Origin of the sequence: Streptomyces sp. NPDC015171 (assembly GCF_043079545.1) — a bacterium.
Lineage (GTDB): Bacteria > Actinomycetota > Actinomycetes > Streptomycetales > Streptomycetaceae > Streptomyces.
Window position 1 is genome coordinate 697104 of the sequence record NZ_JBIBUO010000003.1, and the last position, 14659, is coordinate 711762.

Consider the following 14659-nt stretch of genomic DNA (forward strand, 5'->3'; position numbering starts at 1 on the left):
GACCGGGCCTTCTCCGCCGTTGGTCTTCCATGGGCCGACGGCTCTGCCATCCTCCCGGAAACGGGCCGTCAGGGACCAGCGAAGTCCGCCACCGGTGGCCCTTGCCCGTCTCCCGGACGCCGTCCGGACCACGCGTCGAGTGCCGCTTCCAGTGCCCGTGCCCGGGCGGCGTACGGGCCGGACAGTGTCTTCAGCACATCCAGTTGGACGCGCAGGAAGGGTTCCGAGCCCGCGGTCACCGGCTGTTCCTCCGTCCCGTCCGCCGCCTCGTGCAGACCGCCCCAGCGTGCGACGCCCGGCACGCCGAGGGTGTGCTCCACGAAGGACGCCGCGTCGGCCAGGACCTCCGCCGTGCTCGCCCGCTTGACGGACGTGAGCAGCAACTGCCGTGCTCCGGCGGGGAAGTCGAAGGTGATCCGGTCGTGGTCGCGTACCTCGGCCGGGCGCACGACGGGCACCAGCAGTCCGCCGATGAACAGTTCCGACAGCAGATCGGGCGCCGAGCCGGGCACGGCGCGGGACTGCACGTGCCGCATCACCGGCAGGTTCAGAGGTACGGCCGCGAGGGCCGTGGCCAGTGTGCGGGCGCCTTCGGAGGCGGTGCGGCCGAAGTCCGCGATCAGTTCGCCGACCGTCCCGGCGCTGTCGTGCCACGCCGGCAAGGGCGGCGGGGCGAGCGGGGCCGCGGGTGCCGGGACCAGCAGCGTGGGCAGATGGCTCCAGCTTCCGGGACCCCGTGCGAGGAACTTGGCCCAGCGCGACAGAGCGGCCTCCCGCAGGGCGAGGACGGGCACGGGGAACGCGTCCGGCGCCGCCTCCCCGGAGCCGGCCGGCCACCGGGGCCCGCGGACTTGCCCGTACACCGCCCGGGGCCGGGGGACGATACCGGTGCTGGGCCACAGCTCCTCGGGCAGCAGGTGCACCACGACGACCGGGCAGACCTGTCCCAGGGCGTGCAGCAGGCCCCCGGCGCCGGCGGTGTACCAGGCATCGGCCAGCCCGTCGGTCAGCACCACGGCCGGCCCGGTGTTCGGCTGCCTCCCGCCGCTCCGGGGCGGCCTCGTCCACTCCGAGACCGATTCCCGGTCGAAGGTGTGCGCGGCCTCCTGCCGGCACAGGCCCAGCCGGCGGAGGAGGTGCAGGAACTCCGCGGTGACCGGACGCCAGAATTCCATGGAGAGCCAAGGATCCACGAAGATCGCGAGGTCCCAGTGGCCGGTCGCCGTGGGGCCGTGCTGTTCGGCCACCCATGCCGTGCTGTCGTCCGGCGGGCCGGAGAACCCGGAGAGCGGCGGACCGGATCCGGGCGCCTGGGGGAGCAGCGGCTTCAGGGCCGTCGCGATGCGGCGCTTGTGCAGGAGCGCCGCGGCGGGGCCGGCACCGGGGTGGTCCGGCGCCCGTTCGAGGCCGCGGGCCAGGAGCCAGTGCGGCCCGGGCTGAGCCGGGGGCCCCTCGGGGCCCGGTGCCTGGTTCGTGGATCCGCTCACTGCGCACTCCAAGGCGACGCGTCCGCCGGATGGGTCTCCGGCAGTCGGTCGGGATCGTCGAAGAGGACGACGATGTGGTCGGCCACGTATCCGCTCTGGTGCAACGCCTCGATCCGACGCGGCAGATCGGTGAGGTTCCCCTCGGCGAGCAGAGCCGTGACCATGGCGCGGAACTCGGGCCGCGTGCAGTCCTCGCGGTCCCACAGCAGGATGGGCAGACCCTCCCAGAGCGCCAGACGGCACTCCTGGAAGGCATCGCGGTTGGCCTCGGTCGGCGGCGCGCTGAGCACACAGCCGACCAGCTCCTCGTCGCTGCGGAGGGCCGCCATCAGTCGTGCGGACGCGTGTGCCTCCCCGGGGGAGTTCCACCGGATCCGGCTCGGGCTGTCGGACCGTTTCAGCTGCTGCCAGCGGTGCCGCCAGACACGGTGGTGGCCGCGGTTGTGCATCCGTTCCAGGCTCCGTACGACGACCGGGTACGCCACGGGCAGCGGAAGCGGGCCGGAGCCGCGCGCCCACGTCTCGACCGGGGAGTTCAACAGCTCCAGGGGGAGGATGAATTCGAGCCGCGCCGGGTCCCCGGCGCCCTCCAGGGCCACTTCGTCGAGGATCCGGGGGAGCACCTCCGCGATCTGGGGGAGACTGACCACCCTGTCCTCGCCCTGCCGTGACGACCGCGCGCCCGGTTCCGATCGCACCCAGTGGGACAGCACGTACCGTTCCGGGTGGCGGACGTGGGGGGCCAGCTGGACGACGAGCACCGTCTCGGCGCGGCCGGCCGGGTCCTGGGCGGCTTGCTCCCGCACCTGTTGCCTCAGCCGCGTGAACTCCTCCGCCATGTCCCAGCGTTCGGCCCAGTCGCCCGCCCAGCGCTCCAGCTGCGCACACTGTCGCTCGCCCAGCAGGAGGCGGGTGCTGTCGTCGAAGGCCAGGAGCAACAGGAAGACGAGGGTCGGCGGCGGCCCGACGGGCGGGGCGTTCAGCGCCGACAGGTAGACCATCGCCTGCCACGCCGTGCCCGCACGGGGCCCCCTGTCGACCGGCAGCCGGCCGCCCAGCGCCCTGTGCACCAGGCTCGGTACGCCGGTGTGCCGTACCGGCATCAGCAGGGTGCGCAGGGCCTCCCACTCGTCCTGCGGGAAGAAGTCGAGGGCCTGCCACTCGTCGGCCAGGTGCTGTACGGCCTGGGTGGTCTCGGGGCCGACACCCAGCTCCTCCAGTGAACGCACCAGCGTGTCCAGGCCGAACGGCACGCGCATACAGGCGTCGACCACCGATTCGAGAGCGCCGGGACCGAGGGCCGGCCCGGCCCGGTGACTCAGCTGTCGCCGCAGCTCGTTCGCCCAGGGACCGACGGAGGAGCGCAGGACGCCGTCCTGCCACAGGACGCGCAGCAGTTCCACCCGGAGACGGACCACGGAGGGGCCGCCGGCCTCCCGTGCGGCGAGCGGCACTCCGCCCGTGTTCGGGTGTGCGCCCTCCGTCCCGCTCATGCCGGTCCTCCCTCGGAAGGGCCCGGGTGCGGACCGCCGAGATAGCGTCCCAGCCGGCGGCTGAGCCCGGACAGGATCGAGGACAGTACGGCCAGCACCTCGGGGCTGGTGACCTCGCCGGACGCGAGCCGGTCCCGGATCCAGCGGGCGATGCCGGGACGGTCGTCGGGGCCGGCGGTCCGCCAGGGCACGGGAACCCAGCCGAGCACCACCTGTGATGCCGCGTCGTGGAGAACGGGGTCATCCGGCGTCAGTCCCAGCAGCAGCGGGCGCCAGATGCCGAGCATGCCGAGTCCCACCAGCCGGGCCCGTTCCAGGCTGGGGTGCCCGTGCCCGGTGTCCAGCCGGCTCAGCCAGTCCCGGGCCGCCCTGACGCCCTCCAGCCGCTGCTGTTCCCCTTCCAGCCGGCCGAACCAGCCGACGGCGGCCACGGCGTGGGCACTCGCGGCCAGTTCGACGATCCCGTGCCGTGAGTGTCCGAGCCTGATCACCGTCTCGGCGGCCGTGCCGGACGTGGCGACGGCCTTCGCGAAGTCCGCTGCCTCCGTCACTCCGGCGTATGCCGTGGCCTGCACGTATCGGACGACCTCCGCCGGTGCCACCGGGGCCCGGACCGGCTCGGCACCGCCCTCGGCCCACAGCGCCGGACACCGGCCCAGGATGCGCTGCTTCGCGGCGGGTGACAGCTGGAGGGGGTCGGGGCGGCCCGCCGCGTCGAGCAGGAAGTCGACACCGCTCATGAAGTCCATCGCGACCTGGACGCCGTCGTCCTCGCCCTGCTCCAGAAGCGCGGTGAGCGTCTCGTTGTCGATCTCGGCCTGATAGTAGGTGTGCGCCCAGGCACCCTTCATCGCCTGGGTCGCCCCGTGGCGCATCAGCCCCCGGGTGGCCGTGTGCACCAGCCGGACCCGCAGCAGGTGGGAGTGCTGCCCGACCGCGCCGACCAGCGCGGCCAGCGCCTCCAGCCACTGCGGCCGATCGGGGTGCGGCTCCTCGATGAGGCCCCGGACCAGCCGCTCGGCAGCGGCCAGCTCGGCGGGGTCGAGACTGTCGACGGCCGCGGCGGCGGCGAGCAGGCGCGGGGCGGACGAGGCGGGGGAGACGAGTTCGAGGAGCTCCCCGGGAGGGAGTTCCCCGTCGGACAGCAGCCAGTGGGCGGCGGCGAGCGCCTCGGTGTCCGTGCCCTGTGCGAACAGCCGCAGGGCACGGCGTCGGATGACGGGGGAGGGGTCCGCCTCGCCGGGGACGAGCAGGGCGGCGAGCGGGTCTCCCGGGGCCCGGGCGAGCCGGGCGTGCGCCGCGTCGACCAGCAGGGCGGACCAGGCGGGCAGCTCCGCGAGGACGGGGTCGAACCGGTGCTCCAGCAGCACCTCCAGGGCGTCGGGTGTGTCCGAGCCCGCGAGCCGGGTGAGCAGCTCGGCCCGTTCACGTGCCAGCACCGCGGTCTGCGCTGCCCGGGGTGCCTCCCCGGCCTCGTGGTCGGCGGCGGCGAGCCGCTGCCGGCACGCCTGGTCGCGGGCGGCCCGCATGCGCGGCGTCAGCTCGATGCCGAGGCCGGTGAGCGCGCCGGCGGCCTCCCGCACCACCGGCCAGGGGTGCCCGGCGCCGATCCGCTCCGTCAGATGGGCGGCCAGCGACACGAGCCCGGCCTGCCCCACGGCCCGCAGCGCGGCGGCTTCCACGTCCACCGGCAGGGTCCGGCCGAACAGCTGGGCGACGGCCTCGCGCAGGGTCGCCGCCGCCGCGGTATCCGGCCGTGACCTGGCGTCATGGGCCACGGCGGAGCCCATCGCCGCCAGGCACTCCAGCACCGCGTCGGTCCGCGCCCCGTCGGTGGTGATCACATCGGCCAGTGCCGACCACGCGGCGGGCGTGCGCAGCAGGCTCAGCGCGCCGGCCGCGACGTTCCAGGCCCGGGGTCCGGCGGAGGGCGCCAGCAGGGTACGGCGCTGGGTCGTGACGAACGCGTCGACGGACTCCGGTGCCGCGATGCGGGCCTCGCGCAGCAGCCAGGCGCCGTAGCGCGGGTCGGCGTCGGCCGCGGCGCGGCAGACCTGTGCGATCGTCTCCGGATCGGTGTCCTCGAACCCCACGAGCATGCGGGCCGGTTCCTGCCACTCGAAGCCGAGGACGCGGGCGAGCAGCGCGTTCGCGTCCGCCGCCGCGACGCGCGCGAGGACCCGGCCGGCCCAGTAGGCCTGGAACAGCTCGTGCCGGAACTTCACCAGCCCGTGCTCGTCCCGCAGGAACTCGGAGGCGAACACCTCGTCCAGCACCGCCCGCCAGTCCGGCCGTATCGTGACGAGCCGCGGCTCCAGCTGCGCGAGCGGCACGGGGCCGTGTGCCACGAGGTGCTCGGCCACCGCCTCCAGCAGCGGGGCCTTGTCCTCGAAGCCGAACCGCGTCTCGATCGCCTCGGCGCCCGGCACCCGGCGATGACGCTCGGTCAGGTAGGCCAGGGTGAAGGAGTGGAACTGCTCACCGACCGAACGGAACACCGTTTCCGTGGAGATGCGGGCCTCCACGGCCATCCACAGGAACAGCGGGGTCCGCAGCAGCTCCGGCAGGCCCTGGGGGAGGACCACTTCGCGGGTACGGTCCGTGGCACCGGAGGGCCCGGCGGCGTCGAAGCCGAAGAGGAGGGCGTCCCACGGCGTTCGCCCCGGCTCCGTGATGCGCGCGGCCGCATAGCGCCGGGCCTGCTCCGTGGTGACCTGGTGGAGCAGGACCACGGGGAGCTGGAGCAGGGACGTAGGCACGGCGCCCCGGTGGGGCGAGGTGCGGTGGCAGACCACGAGCGAGGTGCCCGGATGGCGGGTGCGCAGCGCCCTCAGCCACTCGGCGACCCGGGGCCTTGGCCGCTGGGGCAGTTCGTCGAAGCCGTCCACGAGGAGCTGAAGGCCGCCGAGCGAGAGCAGGACGCCGCAGGCGGCCGGGCCCAGCAGGGAACCCGCCGCCGAGGCCCGGGCCAGGACGTCACCATGGCCCGCCGGACCTTCCTCCAGCGCGCGGGCCAGCCCTGCCGCGTGCATCCGCAGCGGCATTCTGGGCGGAAGCGGGGGATCCGTGTCCTCACCGGTGACCGCCGCGGCGTACCGGAACTCCAGCTCCTGCAGCAGGGTCGACTTGCCGGCGCCGGCCACGCCGACCAGGGCCACGGCCTCGTAGGAGGCGAGCAGCGGCAGGGCCTCGCGCGGTTCGGTGCCGTCCTCGGTGGAAGAGCCGTCCGGGCCGTGCGCGGAGGCGTGCAGCGGGATGAAGGCCCCCCTGCGGCGTCCCAGCGACAGCATGCGCCGCTCCGCGTGCTCCGCGCACAGGGCGCGGACGGTCCGTTCCCGAGCCTTCCGTATCACCGCGGCGAGGCGCGGCCGGTCGCGTCCGGAACCCCGCACGTCCAGCTCGCTCATGATGTCGAGGAGCAGGGACCGCCGCTGGGGATCGTGCGGATCGATCAGCGGGAGCACCGCTGCGGCGAGCCGGTTGAGATCGGCGGCCGGCCAGTGCCGGCACGCGGCGGGGCCGCCGTCGCCGTCGACGCCCCAGTGCTCGCCCGCGACGCCCGAGGCGACGAGAGCAGCGGCGACCGTGTGCCGGTCGTGCATCGGGCGCGGCCACTTGAGGGTCCGGCAGGCGGCCAGCGACAGCTGCGCCAGATACTCCCGCCACCACGGCCGCTGGTCGCTCTGCGGATATTTGTGCCGCGCCGCGGCCCGGACCTGCCACAACAGCCGGAAGGCCACGCCGAAGCACTCGGACTCCCCCTCCCATGCCCAGGACCAGGCGGACGCGTCGTCGTCGCCGTGCCCGGCCACGGGTCCGAGCCGGCAGGCGACCGCGAGCAGCCGGTTGAGGCGTACGAGCGCGCACGCGTCGAGGCGCGGGCCGATCACGTTCCGCAGCAGGTTCATCTCCAGCCAGGCCGGATCGCTCAGCAGGGGCAGGCCGCGGTCGACCCGGGCGTGGTCGATGAGATAGGGGCGGTCGTCGGCGACCAGGACATTGCGCGGGTTGAGGTCTCCGTGGACGGTCGCGGACACCCAGCCCTTCGCCGGGTCGCACAGCACGGCGGGCAGATGCCCGAACGGCGGCCCGAAACGGCAGTCACCGAGCCGGACGCCCCGTGCGTCCCGGGCCAGTTCGCCGCCGAGCAGTTCCTCTGCCAGCGCCCAGTACCGCCGGATCCGCGTGTCGACCACCTTGGCGTTCAGCAGCTCGGGCGTCGGCGTCCCGCGCTCCCGGGCGGACCGCACCGCGATCGTGGTGTGGTCGGAGGGCTCGATCAGCACGGCACCCCCGTCATCGTCCTCGCGCCGGACCGCGGCCCACGGCACGGTGATCCACGCGCCGGTCCGGAACCGGGGATCCTGCTCCTCCTCGTCGGCTGCCCAGGACGCCGCGAACACATCGGCGGGGAAGACCAGGGACGGCGTGACGCCCCGGGCGGCGGCCTCGTCGACCTCCACCACGAGATCCGGCCCGAGACCGGTGTTGAACTGCTGCAGCGTGAGTTCGAGCGGGTGCGGCCGTGCCGTCCGCGAGAGCGACTCGCGCAACTGTCTGACCAGCAGGCCCACCGCACGCAGCGCGCTGCGCTCCGCATCCGCCGCCCCGTCGAGCGCCTGCTCGGCGAGTTGCTCCAGGGTGGCCACCGCGCGCCCCGGCTCGGCGATCCGTTCACTGACGTGCTGGTAGACCACGGCCTCCCGGAACCCCGGGAGCGGCTCCTCGGACTTCAGTATCCGATCGCTCACCGCGGTGATCGCCGTGCGGAACGCCGTCTCCAACTCCGTCATATGGGTCTGGTACGCGGTCCATTCCTCGCGAGCCGCCACGGGGTCCTGGAGCTTGGCGACATGCCACTCGACGGCTTCGGGTTCGCCCCACCGGATCCGGATCTCCAGCACCTGCGCGCCGCTCCACCCGCCGGTCACCAGCCGGACCACCTCCACCCGGTGCACCTGCGCCGGCAGCCGGCCCGGCCCGCCGCCCCTGGCCAGATGGCTCAGCACCCAGTCGATCTCCGACCGCTTCTCCCTCGGGATGCCGCACTCGGGCAGGAAGTGCACTTCCACCGGTTGCCTGCCCCCCAGCCAAGTCGGTTGACTGTACTCCCGCACCATATGGTGCCCGGGGGGACGGGATGTACCTGTATGTGGGAAGCCATCTGGACGGGCCTGCTGGTGGCGTTGCTCGGCTGGACCGCCAAGGTGCTGTGGACCAATCGCCGGAGACTGCATCTGCTGCGTGTGTCGCTGCGCCCCTTCGGGCAAGTGCGCGTCTCCATCGCCTCCCTGGTGCGGATCCAGGACGACGACCGTTTCGTGCTGCTGCACTCGCCCTTCCGTCCCGACTCCTACGGTCCGCCGGGCGGCGTGGTCAAGTACCACCCGACGGCCCGGCCCGAGTTGGACCGGCTGCGCTTCCAGGAGGAGCTCCGGGTCGATCAGCGGATGCGTCACGACCTGCGGGGTTTTCTGCCCGCTTCGTCGCTGCCGGGGTTCGTGCGCTGGCTCGACCGGCAGCAGAACCGCGAGAGTGCCCTGGAGGCCGTCCGCCGGGAACTGGCCGAGGAGCTGGGCGAGATCGGCCACCCGGAACTCGCCGTCGGCGTGGACGGACTGCACTTCACGCATGTACGACAGGTGGTGGACGGCCCGTTGGCGGTGCCCGGGCGTGCCTACCGGCAACTGCGTCTCCTCGACGTCTTCGACCTGGATCTCGACGCCCCCGGGGCCATCCGGCTCCGGGACGCCCTGCTGGCCCTGGCCGCTGACCCGTCCGTACCGGGTGCCGTGCTGGTAGGCGCCGACGACATTCTGCACGGCCGTCACGAACGGTTCTACGTCGCTCCCCACACCGCCTTCCTGATGGGCGACCGCCGCTACCACGCCGACCTTCCGCCGCTGCGCTGAGGACCCCCCCGCGTCGCGGACCGGGATGAGCGGGCGTCAGGGGGGCACCGGCCTCCACGGGGTTCCGCATGCCCCGTGCCGACCCTTGACAGGTGAGTCTCATAACGCAACTCTGGAGGTCAGACGCGTTCTCGGCAAGGAGGCCAGCGGTCTTGGAATGGACAGGCGCACGCTATGCGGACACACCCACGATCGAAGTGCGGACCTGGATCGACGCCTCGCCCGACCGGGTGTGGGCCCTGGTCAGCGACATCGAACTGATGCCGGACATGAGCGAGGAACTCCAGTCCGTCGCCTGGCTCGACGGCGCCGCCGGCCCGGCGGTGGGGGCCAGGTTCGTCGGCCGCAGCGAGCACGAGGCGCTCGGCAGGTGGGAGACCACGTCCCAGGTGATCGCCTGCGAGCCCGGGGCGGATCTCGCCTGGGCGGTGGAGGATCCGGACCATCCCTCCGCCGTGTGGCGTTTCCGGCTGCGGCCCAAGGACGGCGGCACCGAACTCGCCCAGTGGATGCAGCTGGGTCCCGGGCGCTCCGGGCTGTCCGCGGCCATCGACCGTATGCCGGAGAAGGAAGAGAAGATCGTCTTCGTGCGGCTGCGCGAGTTCGAGCGCGGCATGACGCACACGCTGGCGCAGATCAAGAACCGGGCGGAGGCGTGATGCGTACCGCCACCACCGTCGAGGCCTCGGGCGGCGAACACTGGTCCCGGACGGCGGACTTCGTCGTCGAGGCCGAGAAACTCGGCCTGGACGTCTGCTGGGTCGCCGAGGCATGGGGATCCGACGCGCCGTCCGCCCTCGGCTACTACGCGGCGCTCACCGACCGGCTGCTGCTGGGATCCGGCATCATGCAACTGGGCACGCGGACCCCTACGGCCATCGCGCAGACCGCCGTCACCCTCTCCAACCTGTCGGGCGGGCGCTTCCTGCTCGGCCTCGGCGCCTCGGGCCCCCAGGTGATCGAGGGACTGCACGGCGTGCCCTTCGCCCGGCCCCTGAGGCGTATGCGGGAAACCGTGGAGATCGTGCACCGGGTGCTCGACGGCGGCCGGCTCTCCTACTCCGGCGCGGAGTTCACCATCCCGCTGGCCGGCGGCGAGGCCGTCCCGATGCGGCTGTCGATGCGCGCCGAGCACCAGGTCCCCGTGTACCTGGCCGCGCTGTCCCCGGCCATGCTGCGGCTGACCGGCGAGGTCGCCGACGGCTGGCTGGGCACCAGCTTCGTGCCCGAGGGCGCGGCCGGCGCCTACTTCACCCACCTGGACGAGGGACTGGCCCGCAGCGGCCGTACCCGGGCGGACCTGGACGTCTGCCAGGGCGCCGAAGTCGCCTTCGCGCCCGATGAGGAAGCGCTGGCCGCCATGGTCGCCGGCCGCAAGAAGGAACTCGCCTTCAGCCTGGGCGGTATGGGCTCGGCCTCCACCAACTTCTACAACAACGCCTACAGCCGCCAGGGCTGGGCCGAGGTCGCCGCCGAGGTGCGCGAACGCTGGCAGGCCGGCGACCGGGACGGCGCGGCCGGCCTGGTGACCGACGAGATGGTGCTCGGCACCACCCTCATCGGCACGGAGGAGCGGGTGCGCGAACGGCTGGCGGTCTGGCGCGACGCGGGCGTCACCACGGTCCGCCTCTATCCGGCAGGGGACACCCTGGAGGCTCGGCTCACCACCCTGGGCAGGGCGATCGAACTGGTCCGGGAGGTCGACGGGGCGCCCTGAGCCCGTCGTGGCGGGGGCAGGGCCCGATGGCCGGGCTCAGCCCGCGGCCGGCGTCGGGTCCGGGTCCTGCGGGGCCTCCGGGTCCTCCAGCCGGAACCTCCGCCGGACGTCCGGGCGCCCGAGGAGCTTCGGGGGATAGCCCGGGCCGGGCCGGGCGGTCACGTCCTCCCAGGCCAGCGGTTCCTTGCAGGAGGAGCAGACCACCTCGCCGTGGGTGTCGTGGCCGCAGGTCTCATGGCGGGTGATCACCGGCGGCCCCTGCTCGTCCGCAAGCCATCGGTCCCCCCACCGGGTCATGGCGAGGATCACGCCGTAGAAGTCACGGCCCGACTCGGTCAGCAGGTACTCGTGGCGGACCGGCTGTGTCTCGTACACCCGCTTCTCCAGGAGGCCCGCCGCCACCAGCCTGCGCAGGCGCTCCGCCAGGGTGTTGCGGGCGATGCCCAGTTCCTGCTGGAACTCGTCGAACCGGCGGATACCGTAGAACGCCTCCCGCAGCACCAGGGGCGTCCACCAGTCGCCGAGCAGGTCCATGGTCCGGGCCACCGAGCAGGGCCAGTTCGCGAACGATGTGCGCCTCATAAGGCGATGGTACGAGTCTTCCAGTGAGACTCAGCAGTATGTGGGGCGTATTGCTCCGCCGGGCCGGGATCGGTCCGAGAGGGCCGGTCAGCTCTGCCGGGCGTGCATCGGATCGTGGGCGATCTCGTCGGGACACGTGCGGTGCCGTCGGCTGGCCCGCCGGTCGCGCTGCCAGTCGAATGTCGCCAGGGCGAAGGACGCCACCATGCCGATGAGCCCGGCGACCAGCGCGGCGACGAGGGCGCCGCGGTAGTCGTGGCTTCTGCCGAGCACCAGGTAGAACAGGCCGGGCAGGGCCGCGGTCCCCAGCGCCGCGCCCAGCCGCTGCCCGGTCTGCAGGGCGCCGCCCGCCGCCCCCGCCATCCGCACGGGCACGTCGCGCAGGGTCATGGTGATGTTGGGGGAGACCACGAAGCCGCTGCCGATGCCGCCGAGGAACAGGACCGGCGCGGCGAGCCAGGGCGCGCTGTGCAGGGGTGCGAAGCGGAGCAGCAGCGCGGTGCCGCCCAGCCCGGCGATCACGCCCCCGAGGCCGCACACGGTGAGCAGGCGGCCGTACCTGTCGACCAGCCGGCCGGCGACCACGGCCGCACTCGCCGAGCCGAGGGCGAAGGGGGTCACGGCGAGGCCGGAGCGGAGCGGGGAGAAGCCGAGGCCGCGCTGGTAGAAGAGGGCGAAGACCAGCCAGACGCCGCTGAAGCCGATGAAGTACAGCGTGCCGATGCCGGCGCCGATGGCGTAGCCGCGCACGGTGGTGAACAGGCGCGGGTCGAGCAGCGGCTGGGCGTCCCGGGCGACGAGACGGCGCTGCCACAGGGCGAAGCCGGTCAGGATCGCGGCACCCAGGAGAAACAGCCACCACACGCGGCGGATGCCGCCGGAGTCGGCCAGGACCAGCGGGCACATGAGCGCGAGGACGCCCAGGCCGAGCAGCAGGACGCCGGGCAGGTCCACCTGGGCCCGCCCGGAGGGCCGGGTGCGGGGCAGCAGACGGCGGCCGAGGAGGACGGCGAGCACGCCGATGGGGACATTGACGTAGAAGATCCACCGCCAGCCCTGGCCGCCCGAGGCGAGAGCGAGGATGGTGCCGCCGGTGAGGGGGCCGACGGCGGAGGAGATGCCGACGACGGCGCCGAACAGTCCGAAGGCACGGCCGCGCTCGGCCCCGCGGAACATCTGCTGGATGAGCGCGGAGTTCTGGGGCGCCATGAATCCGGCCGCCAGGCCCTGGGCGAGCCGCGCCACCACCAGCAGCGTGATGCTCGGCGCCGCTCCGCAGGCCGCGCTGAAGATCACGAAGGCGCTGAGCGCCAGCAGGAAGATGCGCCGCCGGTCCAGGGCGTCACCGAGGCGGCCGGCGGTGACCAGGGCGAGGGCGAAGGTGAGGGCGTAGCCGGACACCACCCACTGCACCTGCGCGGGGGAGGCGTGCAGGTCGCGCATGATCGTGGGCAGAGCCACCGCCACGATGGTGACGTCGAGCAGGCTCATGAATCCGGCCACGAGAGTGACCCACAGGGCATGCCACCGGTTCGGGTCCGGCTCGTACCCGTCCTCCCCGCCTCCCGGGCCCGGACCGCCCGCCGCCGATGTCGACGCTGTCACCTGGACTCCTCTCGGCCGGACCGCACCCGGGCACACCGCCGCCCCCCCCGCCGGGCACGGGTTCACATACCCCAGCGTGCTACGGAAACCGCCCGGACCGCCGCCCGAGCCGCTCGCCGCCGCACGGGCCGGGGTGGCGGCCGGTCTCAGGAATGCGCGCGGAGGAATTCGATCAGCGCCGTGTTCACCTCGTCCGGGCGCTCCTGCTGCGTCCAGTGTCCGCAGCCCTCCAACTGGAGGGGCTCGCGCCACAGGCTGGGCATCAGGGCGGGCAGGCGTGCGATGAGTTCGGGGGTGCCGGGGAAGGCGGGGACGGCGTCCCGGTCGCCGTAGATGTACAGGGCGGGCCGGGAGACGACGGCGTCCTGCCAGGGAGCGGTCAGTTCCCAGTTGCGGTCGAGATTGCGGTACCAGTTGAGCGCCCCGGTGAAGCCCTGGGAGAAGCTCTCGGTGAGCATGTCGAGATCGGCCTCGGTGAACCACTCCGGCAGCGTCTCGGGATCCGCCATGGCCGCCAGCCAGCCGCGCTCCGGATCGACCAGCGGCTGCATGGGCTCGGCCGCGCCGGGGCGGTCCCCGGACGCCCAGTAGAAGAACTTGCGCAGGCTGGTGCGGGTGTCGGCGCCGAACTCGGCGTCGGCCACCCCGGGGCGGTTGAAGTAGTTCCAGTAGAAGCGGCCGCCGAACATCTCGTCCATGGCGGGCAGCGGAGGCCGGGAACCCCGGAACGGGGGCGGCACGCTCAGGCCGGCCACCGCGCGCACCATGTCGGGGCGCAGCAGCGCGGTGTGCCAGGCGACCGGGGCGCCCCAGTCGTGCCCGACGACGAACGCCTTCTCCTCGCCCAGGGCCCGGACCAGCCCGACGACGTCACCGACCAGATGCAGGATGGAGTACGCGTCGACGGCGTCGGGATGATCACTGCGCCCGTATCCGCGCTGGTCGGGGGCGACCACCCGGAAACCGGCGTCGGCGAGCGGCCCGAACTGGTTGTGCCAGGAGTGCCAGGACTCGGGGAAGCCGTGCAGGAGTACCACCAGGGGTCCGCTGCCCTGCTCGGCGATGTGCAGCCGGATGCCGTTCACGTCAACCATGCGATGCTTGACCATGAACACGAGCGTACTCGCCGTGATCTTCGGACCGCGGTCGCACCACGGCCCCGTGCGGCCATGGCGGCGACGTCCCCGAGCGTGCCGCGGGGGGCGGCTGCGGAAGGCACCTGCGGAGGCGTTCGCGGGCGGCCCTCAGCCGTGATGCGCCCCCGCGCGCAGGCCGTCCATGACGAGGTCGAGGAGCCGGGTGGCCCGTGGCCGCCAGGTCTGGTCCGGTTCGAGCTGCCAGAGGCCCGCGATGGCGAGCATGAAGTCGTCGGCGGTGACTCCGGGGCGGATCGTGCCGGCTTCCTCGTTGGCCCGCAGGAGGAGCTCGGCCGCCGCGGTCACCGGCGTGTGGGGCGGCTTGGCCGGGCCGCCCGGTGCGCCGGTGACCTGGCGGATGGCGTCGGCGAGCCCGGCCTTGGTCATGGCGAACTCGGCGAGCCGGTCCATCCAGGCGCGCAGCGCCTCGTCGGGGGACCTCGTCTCGATCAGGTGGGTCGCGCTGTCGGCCACCTGATGGATCTCGTGGCGGTAGATCTCGAGGACGAGGGACTCGCGGTTGGGGAAGTTGCGGTAGAACGTGCCCTGCCCGACCCCGGCCTTCTTGGCTATCGCGCTCAGCGGCGCGGTCGCGCAGTGCGACAGCTCGGCGATCGCGACCTCCAGGATGCGCTCGCGGTTGCGCTGCGCGTCCGAGCGGCGGGGCGGATCCTTCTGCTGAGGCACTCGTCCTCCTCGAACGAGGGTTCGTGGCTGAACCTCGCCC

At 73.3% G+C, this 14659-nt stretch carries 10 protein-coding genes; 3 read left to right on the top strand and 7 right to left on the bottom strand.

The window, feature by feature from the left end; translation table 11 throughout:
* Nucleotides 1–68: 68 nt before the first annotated feature.
* From ACF073_RS11285 to ACF073_RS11295, 3 genes are read right to left on the bottom strand one after another with little or no spacing between them, the layout of a single operon-like run.
* Nucleotides 69–1487: a hypothetical protein gene (locus tag ACF073_RS11285; RefSeq protein WP_392068593.1), complete on the bottom strand. Its 1419-nt coding sequence runs from the start codon at nucleotides 1485–1487 to the stop codon at nucleotides 69–71.
* The gene (locus ACF073_RS11290; RefSeq protein WP_392068595.1) at nucleotides 1484–2980 is read right to left on the bottom strand and encodes a hypothetical protein; all 1497 of its coding nucleotides are present in this window, start codon (nucleotides 2978–2980) and stop codon (nucleotides 1484–1486) included. The genes ACF073_RS11285 and ACF073_RS11290 overlap by 4 nt, the downstream gene beginning before the upstream one ends.
* On the bottom strand, nucleotides 2977–8052 hold the full coding sequence (locus tag ACF073_RS11295) for an NACHT domain-containing protein (RefSeq protein ID WP_392068597.1): 5076 nt from the start codon (nucleotides 8050–8052) through the stop codon (nucleotides 2977–2979). Before ACF073_RS11295 ends, ACF073_RS11290 begins: the two co-directional genes overlap by 4 nt.
* Nucleotides 8053–8130: 78 nt before the next feature.
* Here ACF073_RS11295 and ACF073_RS11300 point away from each other — a divergent pair, with 78 nt between their 5' ends.
* The 3 genes from ACF073_RS11300 (at nucleotide 8131) to ACF073_RS11310 (ending at nucleotide 10609) form a co-directional block, all read left to right on the top strand.
* The gene (locus tag ACF073_RS11300; RefSeq protein ID WP_392068599.1) at nucleotides 8131–8892 is read left to right on the top strand and encodes a hypothetical protein; all 762 of its coding nucleotides are present in this window, start codon (nucleotides 8131–8133) and stop codon (nucleotides 8890–8892) included.
* A 152-nt stretch (nucleotides 8893–9044) separates the two neighbouring features.
* Nucleotides 9045–9551: an SRPBCC family protein gene (locus ACF073_RS11305; protein WP_392068601.1), complete on the top strand. Its 507-nt coding sequence runs from the start codon at nucleotides 9045–9047 to the stop codon at nucleotides 9549–9551.
* Nucleotides 9551–10609, top strand: coding sequence for an LLM class flavin-dependent oxidoreductase (locus ACF073_RS11310; RefSeq protein WP_392068603.1), 1059 nt, complete (start codon nucleotides 9551–9553; stop codon nucleotides 10607–10609). Before ACF073_RS11305 ends, ACF073_RS11310 begins: the two co-directional genes overlap by 1 nt.
* 36 nt (nucleotides 10610–10645) lie before the next feature.
* Here the strand turns inward: ACF073_RS11310 and ACF073_RS11315 are convergent, their stop codons facing one another.
* From ACF073_RS11315 to ACF073_RS11330, 4 genes are all read right to left on the bottom strand, one after another.
* Nucleotides 10646–11191: a winged helix-turn-helix transcriptional regulator gene (locus tag ACF073_RS11315; RefSeq protein WP_392068605.1), complete on the bottom strand. Its 546-nt coding sequence runs from the start codon at nucleotides 11189–11191 to the stop codon at nucleotides 10646–10648.
* 87 nt (nucleotides 11192–11278) lie between these two features.
* Nucleotides 11279–12796, bottom strand: coding sequence for an MFS transporter (locus tag ACF073_RS11320; protein WP_392068608.1), 1518 nt, complete (start codon nucleotides 12794–12796; stop codon nucleotides 11279–11281).
* A 146-nt stretch (nucleotides 12797–12942) separates the two neighbouring features.
* Nucleotides 12943–13905, bottom strand: a complete 963-nt coding sequence (locus ACF073_RS11325) for an alpha/beta fold hydrolase (protein ID WP_392068611.1) — start codon at nucleotides 13903–13905, stop codon at nucleotides 12943–12945.
* Between the two features lie 135 nt (nucleotides 13906–14040).
* On the bottom strand, nucleotides 14041–14619 hold the full coding sequence (locus ACF073_RS11330) for a TetR/AcrR family transcriptional regulator (protein ID WP_392068613.1): 579 nt from the start codon (nucleotides 14617–14619) through the stop codon (nucleotides 14041–14043).
* Between the last annotated feature and the right edge of the window lie 40 nt (nucleotides 14620–14659).

Coding starts and splice junctions, on each gene's coding strand:
- ACF073_RS11290 (WP_392068595.1), bottom strand. CDS start 2,980: ATGAGCGGGACGGAGGGCGCACACCCGAACACGGGCGGAGTGCCGCTC.
- ACF073_RS11300 (WP_392068599.1), top strand. CDS start 8,131: ATGTGGGAAGCCATCTGGACGGGCCTGCTGGTGGCGTTGCTCGGCTGG.
- ACF073_RS11325 (WP_392068611.1), bottom strand. CDS start 13,905: ATGGTCAAGCATCGCATGGTTGACGTGAACGGCATCCGGCTGCACATC.
- ACF073_RS11315 (WP_392068605.1), bottom strand. CDS start 11,191: ATGAGGCGCACATCGTTCGCGAACTGGCCCTGCTCGGTGGCCCGGACC.
- ACF073_RS11310 (WP_392068603.1), top strand. CDS start 9,551: ATGCGTACCGCCACCACCGTCGAGGCCTCGGGCGGCGAACACTGGTCC.